The 19,716-nt window shown below is 60.9% G+C and carries 15 protein-coding genes, 1 tRNA gene and 4 pseudogenes; 9 read left to right on the forward strand and 11 right to left on the reverse strand.

Annotation, left to right across the window (positions count from 1 at the left end; genetic code table 11):
- Nucleotides 1-18: 18 nt before the first annotated feature.
- Nucleotides 19-103: transfer RNA gene (locus QTA57_RS16010), tRNA-Leu, on the reverse strand.
- A 219-nt stretch (nt 104-322) separates the two neighbouring features.
- Here QTA57_RS16010 and QTA57_RS16015 point away from each other — a divergent pair.
- On the forward strand, nt 323-826 hold the full coding sequence (locus tag QTA57_RS16015) for a Hint domain-containing protein (protein WP_290152421.1): 504 nt from the start codon (nt 323-325) through the stop codon (nt 824-826).
- Between the two features lie 106 nt (nt 827-932).
- Here the strand turns inward: QTA57_RS16015 and QTA57_RS16020 are convergent, their stop codons facing one another.
- Nucleotides 933-2,543 carry an NAD(P)H-hydrate dehydratase gene (locus QTA57_RS16020; protein ID WP_290152424.1) on the reverse strand — a complete coding sequence of 537 codons (1,611 nt, stop codon included), beginning with the start codon at nt 2,541-2,543 and terminating at the stop codon, nt 933-935.
- A gap of 173 nt (nt 2,544-2,716) precedes the next feature.
- Here QTA57_RS16020 and QTA57_RS16025 point away from each other — a divergent pair, with 173 nt between their 5' ends.
- The gene (locus QTA57_RS16025; protein WP_145209915.1) at nt 2,717-3,055 is read left to right on the forward strand and encodes a P-II family nitrogen regulator; all 339 of its coding nucleotides are present in this window, start codon (nt 2,717-2,719) and stop codon (nt 3,053-3,055) included.
- 63 nt (nt 3,056-3,118) lie between these two features.
- Nucleotides 3,119-4,524: pseudogene (gene glnA / locus QTA57_RS16030) on the forward strand (type I glutamate--ammonia ligase).
- Nucleotides 4,525-4,635: 111 nt separating this feature from the next.
- Here the strand turns inward: glnA and QTA57_RS16035 are convergent.
- The 6 genes and pseudogenes from QTA57_RS16035 to argS form a co-directional block, all read right to left on the reverse strand.
- Complete coding sequence (locus QTA57_RS16035) at nt 4,636-4,854, reverse strand: hypothetical protein (protein WP_145209922.1); 219 nt, start codon at nt 4,852-4,854, stop codon at nt 4,636-4,638.
- 72 nt (nt 4,855-4,926) lie between these two features.
- Nucleotides 4,927-5,598, reverse strand: a complete 672-nt coding sequence (gene scpB / locus QTA57_RS16040) for an SMC-Scp complex subunit ScpB (protein WP_290152426.1) — start codon at nt 5,596-5,598, stop codon at nt 4,927-4,929.
- Nucleotides 5,595-6,401 carry a segregation and condensation protein A gene (locus tag QTA57_RS16045; RefSeq protein WP_290152429.1) on the reverse strand — a complete coding sequence of 269 codons (807 nt, stop codon included), beginning with the start codon at nt 6,399-6,401 and terminating at the stop codon, nt 5,595-5,597. Before QTA57_RS16045 ends, scpB begins: the two co-directional genes overlap by 4 nt.
- Nucleotides 6,394-7,406 (reverse strand): annotated as a pseudogene (locus QTA57_RS16050) (glycoside hydrolase family 3 N-terminal domain-containing protein). The gene QTA57_RS16045 and the pseudogene QTA57_RS16050 overlap by 8 nt, the downstream one beginning before the upstream one ends.
- Before the next feature lie 5 nt (nt 7,407-7,411).
- Nucleotides 7,412-8,359 carry an SPOR domain-containing protein gene (locus QTA57_RS16055; RefSeq protein ID WP_290152432.1) on the reverse strand — a complete coding sequence of 316 codons (948 nt, stop codon included), beginning with the start codon at nt 8,357-8,359 and terminating at the stop codon, nt 7,412-7,414.
- Nucleotides 8,360-8,447: 88 nt separating this feature from the next.
- Nucleotides 8,448-10,193, reverse strand: coding sequence for an arginine--tRNA ligase (argS, locus tag QTA57_RS16060; protein ID WP_290152433.1), 1,746 nt, complete (start codon nt 10,191-10,193; stop codon nt 8,448-8,450).
- A gap of 155 nt (nt 10,194-10,348) precedes the next feature.
- Between argS and QTA57_RS16065 the strand changes: the two genes are divergently transcribed.
- Nucleotides 10,349-10,897, forward strand: a complete 549-nt coding sequence (locus tag QTA57_RS16065) for a hypothetical protein (RefSeq protein ID WP_290152435.1) — start codon at nt 10,349-10,351, stop codon at nt 10,895-10,897.
- Between the two features lie 15 nt (nt 10,898-10,912).
- On the opposite strand, the gene QTA57_RS16070 is transcribed toward QTA57_RS16065, so the two are convergent.
- Entirely contained in the window at nt 10,913-12,079 is a 1,167-nt protein-coding gene (locus QTA57_RS16070; protein WP_290152437.1) for a deoxyguanosinetriphosphate triphosphohydrolase, read from the reverse strand.
- 77 nt (nt 12,080-12,156) lie between these two features.
- Here QTA57_RS16070 and QTA57_RS16075 point away from each other — a divergent pair, with 77 nt between their 5' ends.
- From QTA57_RS16075 to xth, 3 genes are all read left to right on the forward strand, one after another.
- Entirely contained in the window at nt 12,157-12,495 is a 339-nt protein-coding gene (locus QTA57_RS16075) for a HesB/IscA family protein (protein WP_171558520.1), read from the forward strand.
- A 337-nt stretch (nt 12,496-12,832) separates the two neighbouring features.
- Complete coding sequence (locus tag QTA57_RS16080; RefSeq protein WP_290152438.1) at nt 12,833-13,237, forward strand: SpoIIAA family protein; 405 nt, start codon at nt 12,833-12,835, stop codon at nt 13,235-13,237.
- A gap of 301 nt (nt 13,238-13,538) precedes the next feature.
- Entirely contained in the window at nt 13,539-14,321 is a 783-nt protein-coding gene (gene xth, locus QTA57_RS16085; protein ID WP_171558516.1) for an exodeoxyribonuclease III, read from the forward strand.
- Here xth and QTA57_RS16095 read toward each other — a convergent pair.
- Together QTA57_RS16095 and QTA57_RS16100 are read right to left on the reverse strand one after the other, a co-directional pair.
- A pseudogene (locus tag QTA57_RS16095) lies at nt 14,318-15,336 on the reverse strand (AbrB family transcriptional regulator). The gene xth and the pseudogene QTA57_RS16095 overlap by 4 nt on opposite strands.
- A gap of 114 nt (nt 15,337-15,450) precedes the next feature.
- A complete protein-coding gene (locus QTA57_RS16100; protein ID WP_290152442.1) occupies nt 15,451-16,077 on the reverse strand; it encodes a CDGSH iron-sulfur domain-containing protein in 627 nt (208 codons plus the stop codon).
- A gap of 219 nt (nt 16,078-16,296) precedes the next feature.
- Here QTA57_RS16100 and QTA57_RS16105 point away from each other — a divergent pair, with 219 nt between their 5' ends.
- Both QTA57_RS16105 and QTA57_RS16110 read left to right on the forward strand, forming a co-directional pair.
- Nucleotides 16,297-17,886, forward strand: coding sequence for an ABC transporter substrate-binding protein (locus tag QTA57_RS16105; RefSeq protein WP_290152444.1), 1,590 nt, complete (start codon nt 16,297-16,299; stop codon nt 17,884-17,886).
- 186 nt (nt 17,887-18,072) lie between these two features.
- Nucleotides 18,073-19,631, forward strand: a pseudogene (locus QTA57_RS16110) (ABC transporter substrate-binding protein).
- Nucleotides 19,632-19,716: the final 85 nt, after the last annotated feature.

A 19,716-nucleotide genomic window follows, 5' to 3' on the forward strand; every position in this document is an offset into this window, starting at 1 on the left:
CTGTATTGCCCGTGAAAATGGTGCGGGTGGAGGGACTTGAACCCCCACGCCTTGCGGCGCCAGAACCTAAATCTGGTGCGTCTACCAATTTCGCCACACCCGCTTGCGCTGCGCTATGTAGCAGAGGCTTTCCGGGCAGGATAGAGGCAAAACGCATGGCTCGACGACCATCAAGACCAATGGGTGAGAGGAGCAAAACCAGCCTCATGCCGGGCGATCTGCGCGGTCTTCGAAAACCTTTTGGGAAACCTCACGTTTTGGAGTAACATCTCGTTAATCAAAATCGAGGCAGAATTGCCCGTGATCCGAGAGCAGGACTCAGATGACCGACCCCTATGACCAGTCTCGCACTGGCACGTCACCCCCTATTGAGACCCGGCTAGAGGCAGCTTTGCCTCTGGGCACAACCGTTTTAACGCTTGATGGTGCCCTGCCGGTCGAACATCTCACACCCGGAGATCGGGTGATCACGCGAGATGCGGGCGCGCAGCGTCTTCGCGCCATTATACGCCGAAAAGTGCCGCAGGGGTTGCGCATGGTTCGGGTCGGTCGCGATGCTTTGGGCGGCAAACCCGATGCGGACATCACGCTCTTGCCGCATCAACGCATCCTGATCCGTGATTGGCGCGCCAAGCTGCTCTATGGTGCCCCGCAAGCCAAGGTCGCGGCGGCGCGGCTGATTGATGGTGAGTTTATCGGTTGGGCCATCGACACCCCAACCGACGTGATCTCGCTGCATTTCCAGCGGCTGCATATCCTTTATGCGGGCGGGTTGGAGTTACAGAGCGCCAATCCGCATTACGCGCCAGGTTTCGGTGCGCAGTAACTCGAAGAAATCATCCACAAACACGCTGCGTCGTCATCAAAACATCTGAAAGAGCGCGACTCGCGCGCGCCCATCCCGCGGCAGCACGGGCCGAGGATGGCTCTCTTTAGGGGGCCTGACGAGGGGCGCCCGCCCCCTCCAAGGCCCGAAACACCTTTGGCAGCATTTCGGGCAAGTCTTCTGCGATGAGACCAGGGCCGAAGGCGCGGGCACATTCCACATGGAGCCACGCCCCCGCCTCCGCGGCCTGCATCGCGTCAAGCCCGCGCGCCATCAGCCCAGAGATAAACCCGGCTAAAACATCCCCCGCGCCCGCCGTCGCCAGCCAAGGCGCGGCCTGTTCATAGGCTGCCGAGTTGATCGCACAGCGCCCGCTCGGACCCGCGATCACCGTGTCCGGCCCTTTGAACAACACGACGCAGCCGGCCCGCGCCGCCGCCTCTCGGGTCGCATCGACTCTAGAATAAGCCGGGCCCGTTTCGGATATGGCGTTTAGCTTCTCTGCAATATCTGGGAACAACCTGGCAAACTCGCCCGCGTGAGGCGTCAACACCACCGCCTTGTGAAGCAAGGCAAAAAGCGCCTCCGGCTCCGCCTCGAAGGACATTAACGCATCGGCATCCAACACAACCGACCGCTCCGACTGCAACGCAACCGCAACCACCTCCCGCGTCGCCGCGCCAACCCCCATCCCGGGGCCGAGACAGAGCGCGTTGATCCGTTCATCCTCCAACACCGCCGCCAACCCGTCAGCGCCATCACATTTCCGAAGCATGATCGCGGTCAGTTGTGCCGCGCATTCCATCATCGCCGACCCCGGCGCGGCCACCGTCACCAGCCCGGCACCGACTCGGAGAGCGCCCCGCGCAGCCAAACGGGCCGCGCCGGTGCGGCCCATCGGACCAGAGAGGATTACCGCGTGGCCATGGGTGTATTTGTGCTGATGAGACTCCTTTGCGGCCATCGCGACATCACCGCCATCCGCCAGCCGAACCACATTGCCCGGCGGCACGACCAAGTTACCCCCGACCGCCCGCCCGGATGCCCCCTCGAGCCCAATGCTCTTCACAATCGTTTTGCCGCTGATATCCGCGCCATCGCTTGCGCGATGCCCGATCTTCTCACTGTGGAATGTCACTGTCAGATCTGCCGGGATCGCCGTGCCCAAAACGCGGCCGCTATCCGAGCACACTCCACTGGGAATATCCAATGCGACAACGCGCCCGGAGTCGTCGCGCGAGAAATCTCGCGCTTCGGCGAAGATCGTGAACGGCCCCTGGAAAGGACGTATCAGGCCCGTCCCAAAGAGCCCGTCGACAAGCAGGTCGACATGTTGCGGGATCACCAGGTTGTCAGTCTCCGATGACGGCGGGTTCACGGCATAGACGCTCACCTCGCCCATCTCCACCCACCGCTCATAGTTCACCTTCGCATCCGGCGGCAGCTTGTCAGGATCACCGTAGAGAAACACCTCCACCTCCCAGCCCCACTCTTTCAGCAGCCGAGCCACGACAAACCCGTCGCCGCCATTGTTGCCCGGCCCGCAGAGCACCACCGCCCGGTGCGGCGCCGCTTGAAGCTCCGGCCATTCCTCGAAAATCGCCTCGACCACGCCGCGACCGGCGCGTTCCATCAGTTCCAGCCCTGTCACCTGCCCGCTTTCGATCGCGGCGGTTTCGATGGCACGCATCTGCGCCGCCGTTAGCAATTTAGTCACTGGACATCCCTCACGATTCACTTCTGCCTAAAAGATAGGCGCAACGCACAATCTCTCATCGCCGCGCACGGATTCCCCTTCCGGCATGGCCCCTGCGTCATGCTACCCGATTGCTCCAGCCATGTGAAAGTGGTGTCACGGGCGGGCATGCAAGGCGAGGAGGCGCGGGTGTCATGAAGAAGATCGAGGCCATCATCAAACCGTTCAAATTGGACGAGGTGAAAGAAGCCCTGCAAGAGATCGGCATCCAGGGCCTGAGCGTGACCGAGGTCAAAGGCTTCGGACGCCAGAAAGGCCATACCGAGTTGTATCGCGGCGCCGAATATGTGGTGGATTTCCTGCCCAAAGTGAAAATCGAGGTGGTGCTGGCCGATGATCAGGTCGATGCCGCCATCGAAGCGATCATTGATGCCGCGAAGACCGACAAAATCGGCGACGGCAAAATCTTCGTCTCCCCCATCGAACAGGCGATCCGCATCCGGACCGGCGAGGCCGGCGAAGACGCGCTGTAACCCTTTGAGAATTTTGGGGCGCTGCCGCCCCAGCAACAGACCCAAACGTTAAGGAAGGTCACGATGAGCAAAGAGAACGTTCTGTCCATGATCAAGGATGAGGATGTCGACTATGTCGATATCCGCTTCACCGATCCGCGCGGCAAGCTGCAACATGTCACGGTCATGTCCGATCAGGTTGATGAGGATTTCCTTGAGGAAGGCTTCATGTTTGACGGCTCGTCGATTGCCGGCTGGAAAGGCATCGAAGCCTCGGACATGAAACTGATGCCCGACACCGAAAGCGCCTATATCGATCCGTTCTATGCGGAAAAGACGCTCTGCCTGCATTGCTCCATCGTTGAGCCCGACACGGGCGAAGCCTATGAGCGTGACCCGCGCGGCACCGCCGAGAAAGCCGAGGCCTATCTGAAATCCTCCGGCATCGGCGACGCGGCCTATTTCGGCCCCGAGGCGGAGTTCTTCCTGTTCGACGACGTCCGCTTCTCGGTCGCGATGAACAAAGTCTCTTACGAGGTCGACGCACAGGATGCGTCCTGGAACACCGACAGCGAGTACGAGATGGGCAATATGGGCCACCGCCCCGGCGTCAAAGGCGGCTATTTCCCGGTCAACCCGACCGATGCCAGCCATGATCTGCGCTCGGAAATGCTCTCGACCATGAAGCGCATCGGCATGAAGGTCGACAAGCACCACCACGAGGTGGCCTCGTGCCAGCATGAGCTTGGCCTGATCTTCGACAGCCTGACCAAACAGGCCGATGAGCTGCAGAAATACAAATACATCATCCACAACGTGGCCCATGCCTATGGCAAATCGGCGACCTTCATGCCGAAGCCAATCGCGGGCGATAACGGCACCGGGATGCATGTGAACATGTCGATCTGGAAAGACGGCAAGCCTTTGTTCGCGGGCGACAAATATGCCGATCTGTCCGATGAGGCGCTCTATTTCATCGGTGGTGTGCTGAAACATGCCAAAACGCTGAACGCGTTCACCAATCCGTCGACCAACAGCTACAAGCGCCTGATCCCGGGTTTTGAAGCGCCGGTTCTGCGCGCCTATTCGGCCCGCAACCGCTCCGGTTGTGTCCGTATTCCATGGACGGAAAGCCCGAAAGCCAAGCGCGTCGAAGCGCGGTTCCCCGACCCCTCGGCGAACCCCTATCTCTGCTTCGCAGCTCTGCTGATGGCGGGCCTCGACGGTATCCAGAACAAAATCCATCCCGGCGATCCGTCGGACAAAGACCTCTACGATCTGCCGCCGGAAGAGCTGGCCGGTATCCCAACCGTCTGTGCCTCGCTGCGCGAAGCGCTTGAGGCTTTGGAAGCGGATCATGACTTCCTTCTGGCCGGTGACGTGTTCACCAAAGACCAGATCGAAGGCTATATGGAGTTGAAATGGGAAGAGGTGTACGCGTTCGAACACACCCGCACCCGGTGGAATACCTGAACTATTACAGCTGCTGATTGCAGGTGAACCAAAACACAAAAGGGCGCCGGCAGTGGCGCCCTTTCATCTTAGAAAGATGGCTTTGAAGCTGGCCGATCAACAGATCCGGCACCAGTGAACCCGGTGGCCTAGAACCGCGTGAACCGCGAGGCCCGGCGCATCATGCGCATGGCTTGGCGGGTGTTTTGCTGACTATTCTGCACTTTCTCACGCTGCTCTGGCGTCATCGCGTTTTCGCGGTCTTGGCCCTGACCCCGGCGCGATACGCGATCAATGCCCGCATCCACGCCGCGATTGACCACGCGTCGAATGATGCGATTGATCACCATGGTGATGATACGATCCATGTTTTGCGCCTCCATTTCGGTGCTGCCGCTTAATATAGGGCAAATATCGGCAAAAATCAGGCGCAAAGGCCGTCATTCGCCAAATAGCTCGTCCTGGCCATCATCTTCTGGGCCATCATCGAGTTCGGAGAGATCATCTTCGCCACCCGGACCAGGCATCATTGAAGGCGGCAGGCGGCTGTCGAGAAGCCCCGCCGAACGGAGTTCTTTCAGGCCCGGCAGGTCGCGGGCGCTTTCCAGCCCGAAATGATCAAGGAACCCTTGCGTCACGACATAGGTTACAGGGCGCCCCGGCGTCATTTTCCGCCGCCCGAACCGGACCCACTCCATCTCGATCAACTGATCCACCGTGCCTCGGCTGACGGAGACGCCGCGGATTTCTTCGATCTCGGCGCGGGTGACCGGTTGATGATAGGCGATAATCGCAAGCGTCTCGATCGCCGCGCGGCTGAGTTTGCGAGTCTCGACCGTCTCCCGGCTCATCAGAAACCCAAGATCGGCAGCCGTGCGGATCGCCCAGGCATCGCCGACTTTGACAACGGTCACGCCCCGGCCCTCATAGCGGCGGCGGAGCAGCACCAGCGCTTCGGCCGCATCGCAGCCATGCGGCATCCGCGCCTCCATCTCGCGCGTGCTCATCGGCTCCGTACTGGCAAAGAGCATCGCCTCGACCATGCGTTCTTGTTCGGCCAAAGGCGGGGCCTGAAACAGGCTCTCTTCGGTGTCTTGGTCTGAGTCGCTCATGCGGGATCGTCTTTTCGTTTCAACTGGATCGGCGCGAAAGTCTCTGCCTGCCGGATCGTCACCTTGCCCGCCTTGGCCAGTTCCAACGCGGCGGCGAAGGTGGAGGCGGTGGCGGAGCGGCGGCGCTTTGGATCAAGTTCCCACCCTTCCGGGATATAGGAAGATATATAGGTCCAATCGCCCGCAAACCCAATCAATCCGCGCATCCGGTCCAGCGCTTCTTCCATGGTAAACACACTGTCGCGGTCCATCGTAAAGGGGCGGAACTCGTCGCGCGTCCGGATCCGCGCATAGCCCTGCATCAGGTCGATCAGACTGGCGGTATAGGTGACTTTGCGCGCTGTTGTGATGTCTTCCGGCAGGCCACGCACAAACCGATCGCGCCCCAGGCGGTTGCCCGCCATCAGTTTTGCCGCACATTCCCGCATCGCCGCCAAACGTTCGAGTTGGAACGCCAGATGCGCTGCCATTTCCTCACCAGACGGCCCTTCTTCGGTCGGGTCCGGTGGCAAGAGCAGACGGGATTTCAGGAAAGCCAACCAGGCGGCCATCACTAGGTAATCGGCGGCCAGCTCGATCCGCAGCGTGCGGGCCTTTTCAACGAAAACCAGGTATTGCTCGGCCAATTGCAGGACCGAGACCTTGCGCAAATCGACCTTCTGGGTGCGCGACAGCATCAAGAGCAGATCGAGCGGCCCTTCAAACCCGTCGACATCGACGATCAACGCCTCGGCGGCGCGGCGCTCGGCGACCGCGTCCCATTCCGCGTCATTGTCATTTGCCGGTGTCGGTATCTCAGCCATAAACCTGCCCGTCCAGAAGCGTCGCAAGGTCGGCTTCCACGGCCTCAATGTCAAGCGGATCAGGGGCGCGGCGCCACGCAAGCGCCGCTTCGGCGCGGGTCTTCGCGGGGCCGTCTAAATCACCGCTGGCCGCGACGACCTCTTCCATTTCGGCGCGTTTGCCATTGCAATGCAGAATGATATCGCAGCCTGCGCGCGCGCGCCTGCGGCCCGCTTGGCCAAGCGCCCCGGCAACGCCCCCATGGAAAGATCATCGGTCATCAAGAGCCCGTCAAAGCCGATCTCCTCGCGGATCAGCGTGATCAGGTGTGGCGACATGGTTGCCGGCATGCCATTTTCAATCGCCTCATAAACGATATGCGCCGTCATCCCCATCGGCAGGTCAGAGAGCGGTTTGAACGCCGCGAAATCCACGGCGCGGAGTTCGTCCAACAGCGCTGTCACACGCGGCAAGCTTTTGTGACTGTCCACCTCGCCCAACCCATAGCCGGGCAGATGTTTGAGGACCGGCAAGACACCCCCCGCCAAAAGGCCCTCGGCAACGGTTCGGGCAGTTTCAACCACATCCGGCACGTTCTCTCCGTAAAGCCGGTTTAAAAGAACCGGGTGCGTTGTCTCTCGCGCCACATCGGCGAGCGGCGCGCAGTTCACGTCAATCCCAACGGCCCGCAGCTCATCCGCGATCAGCCGGGCGCGGAGCCGCATGGACCGCGCCGCGCCCTCCGGTCCCGCCTGCCGTACTTGGTCTAGCGCCGGATGCCATTGCCGCCAATGAGGTGGTCCCATCCGCTGCACGCGACCGCCCTCCTGATCGATCAGGATCGGCGCGTCCCGCCCAACTGCGGCGCGCAAATCATCCGTCAGGCGGCGCAGTTGGGCCGGGGTCTCGATATTGCGAGCGAAAAGGATGAAGCCCCACGGTTGCGCATCCGCAAAAAACGCGGCTTCGTCTTCGGATAGGACCAGGCCCAAACAACCAAGAATGGTGGCTGAGGCCCCGGCCATATGCCTTAGCGCACCGTGACCGGGATACAAGCCGCGCCCTGCGCCAAAAGCGTTGTGCAGAAGCGCCGCGCATCGCTTAGATCCGTGAAGCCATGGGCGCGGAGCCGGTAGAACTCCCGCCCGCCAGACACCGCCGGTTGGACAATCCGCGAGCGCCCATCAAAGAAATCGGGGAAGCTGCCGGTCAACCGTTCCCATTCGGACCGGGCGGTTTCTTCGTCATCAAAGGCGCCAAGCTGCACCAGCCGTGTTCCTGATGTGAGCGTATTTGGATCAATCTCCGCGCTGGCTACGGGCGTCGGCGCGGTCGGCGCCGCAAGGCTGGCAACCTGCACATTGGCCGGACGGCCCGTCGGGCGCGGCGAATTTCGCACGCCGGGCACCGAGATCGGGATCACCGCGATGGTTTCGCGGGTCGGTGCGGGATCCGCGTTTTCCGCCACAACTCCTGCCTCTGCATTTTCGGTGGCAGGGGCCGCAGCTTCGTCCTGGATCAGCCGGTCAATCAAGGCCAAAGTCGCCTCGCTGGCTGCTTCTGGGGTCGGGGCTGAGGCCTGCGGCTCGGGCACAACCTCTGTCGTCACCTCTGGCAGGCTGGCGGAGCTGATATCCACTTCGGTCAGTTCCACCGGCGGCGGCGCCAAAACGATCCGATCCGCCGCAGGTTCGGCCTCTTGCCCCTCGGCAATGCGGTTAACCGCCAAACCTTGATGATCCGCCTGACTGCCGCCGGGGTTTTCCGGGGCCACCCGCATCGCACCTTCCAACGCGCGGATCACCGGGACACCGGCCACATCGCGCACCGTCAACTGCCAAGCCCAAACCGCCATGCCTGCGATCAGCCCAAATGAAACCAACGCCCCGGCCCAATTGACCAAGGTGCCAAAGCGCGACGGCTCCACCTGCGGTTGAGACGTATAGGCCTCTTCCTCGAAATACTCGATATCTGCCATGCCTGCCCTCTTTTGCCCGGCACTGGCGCGCGCCGGGGGTCTTGCCTGCTCGGCCCCACCAGCGCGCTTTGTTTATCGAGGTCTCGCCTCAGCGCATTTCGTTAAGCGGGGTCACCCCTAAAATACCAAGACCTGATGAAATAACAACGGCTACGGCACGAATCAGCGCAAGTTTTGCCAATGTTGCTGTTTCGTCATCCTCTTGCAGGAAGCGCAAAGACGGGTCGGCATTGCCTTTGTTCCAAAGGCCATGGAACTCGGAGGCCAGATCGAAGAGGTAAAACGCCACCCGATGCGGCTCATGCGTGCTGGCCGCGATCTCAACCAGACGCGGCCATTCCGCGAGCTTGCCCGCCAGCGCGAGTTCCGCTGGATCAGAGATCGCCGAGAGGTCCGCCGCAGCAAGAACCGCGTCATCCGTTGCAATCCCGGCCTCTGCCGCTTTGCGCAACACCGATGCGATCCGGGCATGGGCATATTGCACATACCAGACCGGGTTTTCTTTCGATTGCTCCGTCACTTTCTCGACGTCGAAATCAAGCGGTGCATCGTTTTTCCGGGTGAGCATGACAAAGCGGGTCACATCCGGCCCAACCAGATCGACCACATCGCGCAGGGTTACGAAAGTCCCCGCGCGTTTCGACATTTTCAGCTCTTCATCACCACGCCGCAGCTTGACCAACTGCGTCAGCTTGACGTCAAGCGGCACTTGGCCATCCGACAGCGCCGAAACGGCCGCCTTCATCCGTTTGACATAGCCGCCATGATCGGCGCCGAACACATCGATGAGCTCATCGAACCCCCTGGAAACCTTATCAAAATGATAAGCGATGTCCGGCGCGAAATAGGTCCAAGAGCCGTCGGATTTCTTCACCGGACGGTCGACATCATCGCCATGTTCGGTGGATTTGAACAGGGTCTGCTCGCGCGGCTCCCAATCTTCGGGCTTCTTGCCTTTCGGGGGCTCAAGCACGCCTTCATAGATCAGGCCCTTGCCGCGCAGATCGTCGATCGCGGCTTCGATCCGGCCCGTGCCATAAAGCGATTTCTCGGAGTAAAACACGTCCATCTCGACGCCCAATTGCGCCAAGTCGGAGCGGATCATCTCCATCATCGTTTCAGTCGCGAACTCCCGTATGTCGGCCAGCCAACACTCTTCGCCCTTATCGACAAACGCATCGCCAACCTTGTCTTTCAGCGCTTGGCCAACCTCAATCAGGTAATCGCCCGGATAGGTGCCGTCTTCAAACGCAACTTCCTGGCCATGCGCCTCCAGGTAACGCAGATAGACCGAGCGGGCGAGCACATCGACCTGCCCACCGCCATCGTTGATGTAGTATTCGCGCGTGACGTCATGGCCGGTGAAATCCAGAAGACTGGCCAGCGCATCGCCAAACACCGCGCCGCGTGTGTGGCCCACATGCAAGGGCCCGGTCGGGTTGGCCGAGACATATTCGACATTCACCTTGCGGCCCGCCCCCATCGTTGAACGGCCAAAACCGGTGCCGGTTTGCACCACATCGCGGATCACTCCACGCCAAGTCTCGGTAGAGAGCCGCAAGTTGATAAAGCCCGGGCCTGCCACCTCAGCGGTCTCAATCCGGGGGTCTGCGCCCAGTTTCACCGCCAAAGCGTCGGCAATATCGCGCGGTTTCTGCCGGGCGGGTTTCGCCAACACCATCGCGGCATTGGTCGCCATATCCCCATGGGCAGCATCGCGCGGCGGCTCCACGGTGACGTTTCGCATGTCCAATCCGGCGGGCAGATGGCCATCAGCCACCAGGGCATCGAGACTTTGCAGAACAAGCGCGCGGATATCGGCAAATAGGGTCATCGGAGCATCTTTCGGGAAACAATTGCGCGGGGGTGTATCACGGGCAGGGCCGAGGTCAATTGCGGTTCCCTGATCGTTGCATATGAAAGATATGTGGCGAGGCGGCCAGCAGTCTGGCAGTCTCGGCCCATCTCAACACCGATGGGAGCGTCCTTATGATGCGTATCTTGACTCCGCTTCTCCTCTGCATGGCCCTCTCTGGACCCGCGCTGGCGGAGGTTCCTCCACCGACCGGTGCCACGATCCTCACCCTTGCTGGCGCGATCACAGAGGGGAACCGTGGCCCCTCGACCGAAGAGGATATCACGGTTCTGGGTCGGATGGGTTTGAGCTTCGAGACCGGGGTCGCGCTTGATGCGGCAATGCTGGCCGCCTTGCCCCAGATCGAAATCGCCACGATGATGCCAGATAACGAAACACCCGCAACATTTGCTGGCCCCAGGCTTTCGGCGGTGATGGAGATGGCGGGCGCAACTGGTCGGTCGGCCTTTCCAACGGCGCTTGACGGGTATCAGGTCGAAATCCCGTGGGAGATGACCGAGACCTATGAGCCGATCTTGGCCACCCATCTGGACGGGGTGCCTCTGGGCATTGGTGATCTGGGGCCGATCATCGTGATCTTTCCTGTGGTGGACGATCCGGACCTGTCCGAGATTTTCGTATCGCTTCAGGTTTGGGCGACGTTTTTTATCGACGTGGAATAGACCCTTACCGCAGGGTTATCCGTGTTTTGTCACGGTCGTTGGCGTGCCGGTGACAAGGTCTGCATGCCTCTGAAGCGCGAAGCGATCTGTCATACCGGCGATATAATCGGCCACGATCCGGGCCAGCGCCGTCTCTCCCTCCGCCTCTTCGACATCCTTGCGCCACTGCTTCGGCAAGGCCTCCGGATGGGCCATGAAATACGGAAAGAGCTCGTTGACCACCTGCGTCACCTCTGCGCGCATCTCGATCACCCCCGGCGCGCGGTACATGCGTTTGAACAGAAACGCCCGGATCAGGTTGAGATCCGCCCAAAGCGCATCGGAAAACCGGATCACGCCGCGCCCTGCCCTGCGGATATCGGCCACGCTCTGCGGCGCGATTTCGGCCAGATTGCCCCGCGCGACCGCAATCACATCCTCGACCAAAACGCCGAAGAACCGCCGGAGCGCCTCATGCCGCCGCTTGTAGTAGTTCAGCCCCGGATAGCGCTGATCGACCTCGGCAAAGCAATCCTGCAAAATCGGGAGGTCTGCCAGCTCATCAGTCGAAAACAGCTCGGCACGGAGCCCATCATGCAGATCGTGATGGTTGTAGGCGACATCATCGGCAATCGCGGCCACTTGCGCCTCGGCGCTGGCATGGGTGTGGAGTTCCAGATCATGGCGCGCGTTATAGGCCGCCAGAGCATAGGGCAGATTGCCTGTGACAGGGCCGTTGTGCTTGGCCAAACCCTCCAAGGTTTCCCAGGTCAGGTTCAGCCCATCAAACTCCGCATAGTGCCGCTCAAGCGAGGTTACGATGCGGATCGCCTGCGCATTGTGATCGAACCCGCCATAAGGTGCCATCAGATCGGCCAAGGCATCTTCACCGGTGTGCCCAAAGGGCGTGTGGCCGAGGTCATGGGCCAGGGCCAAGGCCTCGGTCAGTTCCGCATTCAGCCCCAAAACGCCCGAGATCGTTCGCGCCACCTGCGCCACTTCAATCGAATGGGTCAGCCGCGTGCGATAGTAATCGCCCTCATGTTCCACAAAAACTTGCGTCTTATGTTTCAGCCGCCGAAAGGCCGACGCGTGGATGATCCGATCGCGGTCGCGCTGAAAACAGGAGCGAAACGTGCTTTCCTCCTCCGCAACCAGCCGCCCGCGGCTCTCCGCAGGGTCGCATGCATATACCGCCAGCATCGATGTCTCCTTGTCGCCCCCGTTGCCGCTCCATATATTCGGTTCAAACCCGATGCGACACCGCCCGGAGCTGAAAAATGACCCTGACGCTGACTGTTCCGCCAAAAGTAACGCCGCGCGCCTTCGAGCGTCTTGCCGAAATCAACGAGGATGCGGATGCGCCCAAAGCGCTGCGCGTGGCGGTCGAGGGTGGCGGCTGTTCTGGATTTCAATATGAAATCAAGCTCGACGAGCCCGCCGAGGATGATTTGGTGCTGGAAGGCGAAGGCCAAAAAGTGGTCGTCGATAGCGTGTCGTTGCCGTTCCTGGCCGACGCGGTCATCGATTTCAGCGAGGAATTGATCGGCGCACGGTTCACCATCGAGAACCCAAATGCCTCGTCGTCCTGCGGCTGCGGCACGTCGTTTTCGATGTAGTGACCTAAAGAACGCGCCCGACTATTTGGCGACGCTCGGATGCCTCCGGCGGGGATATTTGAAAAGCAGAGAAGACCGGACCGGGTCCACCCCCACTGTCCCGGAGGCGCTTGGGGGCTTCTCCGCTTACGGCCATCGGCGTCCCCGCCTGTACCGCAAGTCGAGACTAGCGGCGCATGGTTAATCAAACCTGAAGGGTCCTTCTCTGCTTCTCAAATATCCCGGGGGAGTCGCGGCACACGACGGGGGCTGGCCCGCTTCCTCGGCCCGATTGACGCAGATCATGGTGCGGTTTAGCGGAACCCACCAGCGTTAGCCCATAATAAGGAGACGGCGGATGAGCACACCCAGTTTCAGCAGCAATTTGGAAACCCCAAACCTTTTGGTGATCGAGGCGCATGGCAGTCTGGATGCCGTTGGGATGGAAGTGGCGCTTGATATGTTGGTGCGCGAGATGGAGGGCATGCATCATGGCAGCGTCCTGATGCGTGCCGAAGGCGTGGCTTGGCCAAGCTTGGGCGCCATCGGCGTCGAGTTGCGCCATTGGGTGCAGCTAATGGCAATGATCGAGAAGGTCGACAAGGTGGCGGTTCTGACCGATCAGACCTGGGTCAAAGCGGTCGCGGGTGTCGAAAGCGCGCTGCTGCCCAACCTGGTGATCAAGAGCTTTGCGCCTGATGATGAAGACGCCGCGCGCACCTGGTTGGCAGTCTCGGATGAGAGCGAAAGCGTGACCGGCTAGCAACAGCGCCTAGTGGCGTTGCGTATGGGCGCTTCGCTCGCATCGGGTAGGGCCACATCAGATGGGACCGATGCGGGGAGCTTATGCTCTGCACACTGCCATCGGAGGCCAGCGCCGGTTGCACGCTGTCGGGCTTGGCCGCGTGTGGCTTTGGCAGAGCGAGGGCCTCATTGGGACGAAACCAGATCGCGCGCTCGAGCTTAAGCCGGTTCTGCGAACTCGAACTTCGGGGAAATCCCGTCAGCGCTTGGCATTCCTGATCCGTCGAGGCAGAACGGTGGGAGCCGAGGGAGATGCGCCAATGAAAATCGCCACATTCAACATCAATGGGATCAAGGCGCGGGCCCTGGCCCTGCCCGATTGGCTGGATGAGGCGAAACCCGATGTGGCGCTCCTGCAGGAGATCAAGACCGTTGATGAAGGGTTCCCGCGCGAGATTTTCGAAGAGCGCGGATACAATGTGGAAACCCATGGCCAGAAGAGCTTCAACGGCGTTGCGATCCTGTCGAAATACCCGCTGGAAGATGTTGTCCGCGGCTTACCTGGCGATGAAAGCGACGAGCAAGCACGCTGGATCGAGGCGACCGTGATGGGAGAGGATGCCGCAGTACGGGTCTGCGGACTCTATCTGCCCAATGGCAACCCGGCGCCGGGGCCGAAATACGACTACAAACTGGCCTGGATGGCCCGAATGGAAGCCCATGCACGGGCGCTTTTGGCCACGGAGATGCCGGTGGTTTTGGCTGGCGATTACAACGTAATCCCGCAGGATGAGGACGCGGCCCGCCCCGAGGTCTGGCAAGAAGATGCGCTGGCCCGTCCTGAGAGCCGCGCGGCATTTCGGCGGATTTTGAACCTGGGCTATACCGAAGCGTTCCGGGCGCGGGTGTTCGGGCCTGGGCATTACTCGTTTTGGGATTATCAGGCCGGGGCTTGGAACAAGAATGACGGCATTCGGATCGATCATTTGCTGCTCAGCCCGCAAGCCGCCGATCTGATGCGCGATGTGCGGATCGACCATGAGGTGCGCGGCCGGGAGAAACCCTCGGACCATGTGCCGGTCTGGATCGATTTGGCGGCTTAGGTTTCTTTGCGGTCCATCTGGATGAAAGCCGGAACCAAGAAAGTCAGAAACAGCAACCGATAGACATGATGCAGCGCGGTAAAGGCCGGGTCGGCGCCCAGCATGATCGAGAGCGCCGCCATCGTCTCCAACCCGCCCGGCGCAAAGGCGATCATCAAATCGGTAAGCGGCAGCGCGGTCATCTGATTGACCAATAGGGCCGCGATCAGCGTGGTGACCAGGGCGAGCGCGGTCAGAACACCCGACGCTGCCGCTGCGCGGCCACAAGGCTTAGGGTGACGCCGGAAAACCGAGTACCGATAAGCGTGCCCATGACAGCAAAGGTCGGGACCGCGATCCAAATCGGCATCCCGCCTTCGACCACGCCCGCGCCATGCGCCAAGGTTGAAATGACCATCCCCGCCAAAAGCAGCGCCGCCGGGACATTCCAGCGTTTCAGTATCAACCCGATGCCGGTTGCCAAAACCAGGACACCCGCCAGCGCGAGCAGTGGCATCGCGGCCATAGGAGATTGGCTCATCGACAGATCCGCTTCGGTGATCAACGCCACGACAGCGGGGACCAGAAGGGTCAGGATCAGCACGCGCAAAGACTGGATCACCGCTACGATGGGAATATCTGCTTTCACCTCGGTCGAGAGCGACAGGATGAAGCTGAGATGCCCGGGCGTGGCGGCCAAACGGGCAGTATTTTGATCATAGGCGAAGAGGCGTTGCACGCTCCAAGCCCCGCCGAAGAAGATCACCAGAAGTAGCACCGACAAAACCACCAGCGGCAGCGGCCATTGCCGTGCGGCCTCCACCACTTCGGGCGTCACACCTGCACCCATCCCGATCCCTAAAAGCACAAAACACGTGTCACGGAGCAGGATCGGAATGTCCGTTTTCACCCCCATCAACGAGGCAAACGAGACCAAAGCCGCGGGGCCGGTCAAAAACGGTGCTGGGATGCCGAGCGCCCAAGCCAACGCGGCGCCGATCGCCCCGATCACCAGGGTCGTCAGAGTGATTCTCATGCGGTCTCGCTTGAGGGAATGTCTGTATGTGCCATGTCTTTGGCGCGGCGCTGTCCCGAGGTCAAGTCACCCGCGCCACAGAGGCGATGACCCCAAATCACGACCAATCATCAGCTAGTCGGTCGTGAATCCAGCCTCTTTGTGACTGCCATCGCAATAAGGCTTGTTTCCGGATGCACCACAGCGGCACAGATAGAACTTGGTTGTGGTGTCCACTTGCCGGCCCGAGCCCGCCACCACTTCGAGATTGCCCGAGATAATCACTGGCCCATTCGGCGCGACCCGCACATTCAGCGGTCCATCCCGCGCCTCTAACGGTTCCGCCGCATCATTGGAGGCCGGTTCCGACGTCGCCTCGAACCCGGCCTGAATATGCGAGTTGTCGCAATAGGGTTTATTGGCCGATTTCCCACAGCGGCAGAGCGTGGCGCGGCTCCGCACCTCATCACCGATAACGATCTCACCATGCAGTTCCACCGGACCGTTTTCCCAAAGCCGCGCGGTGTTCACCTCGGGCAGCGGCTCATCCGCTCCGTCCTTCCGCGTGTAGCTCAGCGCGCCGGAGGGGCAGGCTTCGATCACCCGGACCAGCGCTTCGGTGTCGGCCTGATCGGCCAAAATCCATCCCCCTTTGGTGCCCGGCTTGAACACATTCGGTAGGCCCAACACACAGCGACGGGCATGGATACAGGTCTTGGCGTCAAATTCGATTGTCAGATCATCGGTTTCGACCGGGCGCATGGAGATCTCCATTGGCTGAGGGAAAGATACACAATGCGCAAAGAGAACCACAGCGCGGAGGCTTGGGGCAATAGATTTGCGCGCCGCCTTCTCCGCAAGCTCAATAGGTTAATCCTAAGGCAATCCACGAGCCTTCGGACGACAAGATCGAGCGGCACGCCTTGCCAACGGAAAATTCCCGGGCATACTCAGGCGCATAACACTTCAGGGAGCAATACCATGACACTTCGCTTTACCGCGATGGCGGCCGCCTTGCTGGCCACCACCGCCATGACCGCCGCCCCGGTCGACGCCGAGACACTGCGTTGGGCGCGCGCCGCCGAGGCGCTGACGCAAGACCCCCATGCGCAAAATGAGGGCCCAACCACGACATTGAACCACCAGATTTACGAGCCGCTGATCCTGCGCAACATGGAAGGCGCGATGGAGGCGGCCCTCGCCACCGATTGGCAACCCTCGGGCGACAACCCGAATGTATGGGTGTTCACGCTGCGCGAAGGGGTCACCTTCCATGAGGGCCAGACCTTCGACAGCGCCGATGCGGTCTTCTCGCTGAACCGCGCGATGTCGGACAACTCGAACTTCCGAGAGCTGTTGAGCGGTGTTGTCGATGTGCGAGCCACCGGCCCCTACACGGTTGAAATCGAAACCGACGGCCCCAACCCGCTTCTGCCGAACAACCTGACCAATATCTTCATGATGGATGAAGGTTGGTCGACGGAAAACGGCGCGGTCGAGGTGCAGGATTATGCCGGGGGCGAAGACACGTTCAGCGCGCGCAACTCCAATGGCACCGGGCCTTATGTGCTGCAAAGCCGTCAGGCGGATGCGCAAACCGTGCTGACCGCGTTTGAGGATTATTGGGGCATCGGGGAATTCCCGCTGGCGGCCTCCGAAATCATCTTCACTCCGATCCAGAACCCCGCGACCCGTGTGGCGGCTCTTCTGTCGGGCGAGGTGGATTTCATCCAAGACGTGCCCGTGCAGGACCTCGACCGTGTGGCCAGCGCCGACGGGTTGGGCCTTGCCACCGCGCCGCAGAACCGGGTGATTTTCTTCGGTCTGAATGTCGGCGCAGAAGATCTGAGCCGGGATAACGTGGAGGGCGCAAACCCGCTCGCCAACCAGCAGGTGCGTCAAGCGATGGACATTGCGATCAACCGCGAGGCGATCATGCAGGTCGTGATGCGCGGCCAGTCGGCACCCGCCGGTGTGGTTCTGCCGCCGCCGGTTCATGGCTGGACCGAGGCGTTGGATGCCTATCCCGAGTACAATATCGACGCAGCCAATGCGTTGATGGAAGAGGCCGGATATGGCGATGGGTTCACGATCCAGCTCGACTGCCCGAATGACCGCTATGTCAATGACGAAGCGATCTGTCAGGCGGCCGTGGGCATGTTCGCTCAGATCGGCATTACGGTGAACCTCTCCGCCCTGCCCCGCGCGCAGCATTTCCCGCTGATCGCGAATGGCGAGACGGATTTCTACCTGCTGGGTTGGGGCGTTCCGACCTATGACAGCGAATACATCTTCAACTTCCTCTATCACACGCGTGATGAGGGCCGCGGCAGCTGGAACGGCACCGGGTTCTCCAACGAGGTGATGGATGAGATGATTGTCGGTCTGTCCTCTGAGGTTGATCTGGACGAGCGCGACGGCATGATCGCCAGCCTCTGGCAGATGGCTGAAGAAGAGCTGATCTATCTGCCGATCCACAACCAGATCCTGAACTGGGGGGTCAGCGATGACTGGTCCACCTTGGTGGATGCGGATGATCAGGTGAAGTTCAAGTATTTCTCCACGAACTAAACCGCGCTTGAAATGTTGATCGACAGGGCGTCGCACATGCGGCGCCCTGTTGCGTTTGGGCGGGGCCTCGCAATGCGCTTATCACGGCGTTGTGATCTCTTTGCCTTTACACTGGCCCAGCTTCTGCGTCAGGCTGCCACAGGCCCCGATGGACGGCGGGCCAACCACTTACAGGGAATTGCTTGCATGAAACGCGCACTCACTCTCACCGCCATGGCGCTCTGCCTTGGCACGACGGCCGGGGCGGAGACCTTCCGCTGGGCCACCACAACCGACCCGCAGACCATGGACCCGCATGCGGTCAGCTCCGCGCCGGTTCTGGGTTTCTTGAACAATGTTTACGAAGGTCTAGTCCGCCGCGGTCGCGACATGTCGATCGAGCCGGCGCTGGCCACCTCTTGGGAACCGATTGGCGAGGGCGAAGGCTGGCGCTTCAACCTGCGCCAGGGTGTGACCTTCCACGATGGCAGCGCATTTGATGCCGAAGATGTGCTGTTCTCTTATCAGCGTGCGTCTTCTGAGCAATCCGATGTGGCAAGCTGGTTCTCGCCGGTCTCTGACGTGATCGTGGTGGATGATTTCACCGTCGACATCATGACCTCTTCGCCGCAGCCGATCTTCCCGGATTCTATCGCGAACTGGATGATGATGGACAGTGGCTGGGCCGCCGCCAATGGCGCGGAACTCCCGTCCGCGACGAGGAAAACCACGCAACGCTGAACGCCAACGGCACGGCCGCCTTCATGCTTCAAGAGCGCCAGCCAGGCCTGACCACGGTTCTGGTGCCCTATGACGGTTGGTGGGGCGAGGTGGAACACAATGTCACCCGCGCCGAACTGACCCCGATCCAGAACTCCGCCACTGCTGTGGCCGCGCTCCTGTCGGGCGATGTGGATATGATCAATCCGGTGCCGATCCAGGATGCCGAACGCCTGTCAGGCTCTGACGGCGTTCAAGTGATCCAAGGCATCGAAGCGCGCGTGATCATGCTGGGCTTCGCCCATGATCATGAGGTGCTTTATGCCGGCGGCGATGCTGGCGCGCCGAACCCGTTCTCGGATGTCCGCGTGCGTCAGGCCGTGGCCCACGCAGTGAATGTCGACGCGATCCTGCAAACCATCATGCGCGGCAATGCAGAACCGGCGAGCCAGTTGGTCAGCCCGGCGATGCGCGGCTATTCCGAAGCCCGCGATGCCCGGCCCGAGGTCGATCTGGATGCGGCGCGGGGGTTGCTGGCCGATGCAGGCTATCCCGATGGGTTCTCCTTCGGCCTCTCCTGCCCCAATGACCGTTACCTGAACGACGAAGCCGTCTGTCAGGCCGTGGTTGGGATGCTGGCACAGATAGGGCTGGAGGCGCAGTTGGATTCCATGCCGGTCTCGAATTACTGGCCGGAGCTCCGCGCCGATAATTTCGACATGTATCTTCTGGGCTGGTCGCCCGGCACCTTTGATGCCGAGCATCCGATCCGCTTCCTGGTTCACACCAATGGCGAGCGCCTTGGCACTTGGAACTTCGGCGGCTATTCCAACCCGCGGATCGACGAAATGCTGCCGATGATCCAATCCGAGATCGATGACAGCGCACGTCAGGCGATGCTGGATGAGGCCGCCGCGATTATTCAGGACGATATGGTCTATGTGCCGATGTATGTGCAGCCGCTCGTTTGGGGCGCTGGCGACAATATCGAACTGACACAGCGCCCGGATAACTTCTTCATCCTGCGTTGGGTGACCGTAAACTGATCTGAGTTTTGGACGCGCCTGTCGGACGGCTCCGCCCGGCGCGTTTTGAGACAAAGCAAGACAGGGCGTATCGCGAGATGCGCCC

It is taken from the genome of Fontisubflavum oceani (assembly GCF_030407165.1).
In the GTDB taxonomy this organism is placed as follows: Bacteria; Pseudomonadota; Alphaproteobacteria; order Rhodobacterales; family Rhodobacteraceae; genus Rhodophyticola; species Rhodophyticola oceani.

Excerpts from the sequence above, each read along its gene's own strand:
- QTA57_RS16015 (WP_290152421.1), top strand. The coding sequence starts at position 323 with ATGACCGACCCCTATGACCAGTCTCGCACTGGCACGTCACCCCCTATT.
- QTA57_RS16025 (WP_145209915.1), top strand. The coding sequence starts at position 2,717 with ATGAAGAAGATCGAGGCCATCATCAAACCGTTCAAATTGGACGAGGTG.
- QTA57_RS16035 (WP_145209922.1), bottom strand. The coding sequence starts at position 4,854 with ATGGATCGTATCATCACCATGGTGATCAATCGCATCATTCGACGCGTG.
- scpB (WP_290152426.1), bottom strand. The coding sequence starts at position 5,598 with ATGAGCGACTCAGACCAAGACACCGAAGAGAGCCTGTTTCAGGCCCCG.
- QTA57_RS16045 (WP_290152429.1), bottom strand. The coding sequence starts at position 6,401 with ATGGCTGAGATACCGACACCGGCAAATGACAATGACGCGGAATGGGAC.
- QTA57_RS16055 (WP_290152432.1), bottom strand. The coding sequence starts at position 8,359 with ATGGCAGATATCGAGTATTTCGAGGAAGAGGCCTATACGTCTCAACCG.
- argS (WP_290152433.1), bottom strand. The coding sequence starts at position 10,193 with ATGACCCTATTTGCCGATATCCGCGCGCTTGTTCTGCAAAGTCTCGAT.
- QTA57_RS16065 (WP_290152435.1), top strand. The coding sequence starts at position 10,349 with ATGATGCGTATCTTGACTCCGCTTCTCCTCTGCATGGCCCTCTCTGGA.
- QTA57_RS16070 (WP_290152437.1), bottom strand. The coding sequence starts at position 12,079 with ATGCTGGCGGTATATGCATGCGACCCTGCGGAGAGCCGCGGGCGGCTG.
- QTA57_RS16075 (WP_171558520.1), top strand. The coding sequence starts at position 12,157 with ATGACCCTGACGCTGACTGTTCCGCCAAAAGTAACGCCGCGCGCCTTC.
- QTA57_RS16080 (WP_290152438.1), top strand. The coding sequence starts at position 12,833 with ATGAGCACACCCAGTTTCAGCAGCAATTTGGAAACCCCAAACCTTTTG.
- xth (WP_171558516.1), top strand. The coding sequence starts at position 13,539 with ATGAAAATCGCCACATTCAACATCAATGGGATCAAGGCGCGGGCCCTG.
- QTA57_RS16100 (WP_290152442.1), bottom strand. The coding sequence starts at position 16,077 with ATGCGCCCGGTCGAAACCGATGATCTGACAATCGAATTTGACGCCAAG.
- QTA57_RS16105 (WP_290152444.1), top strand. The coding sequence starts at position 16,297 with ATGACACTTCGCTTTACCGCGATGGCGGCCGCCTTGCTGGCCACCACC.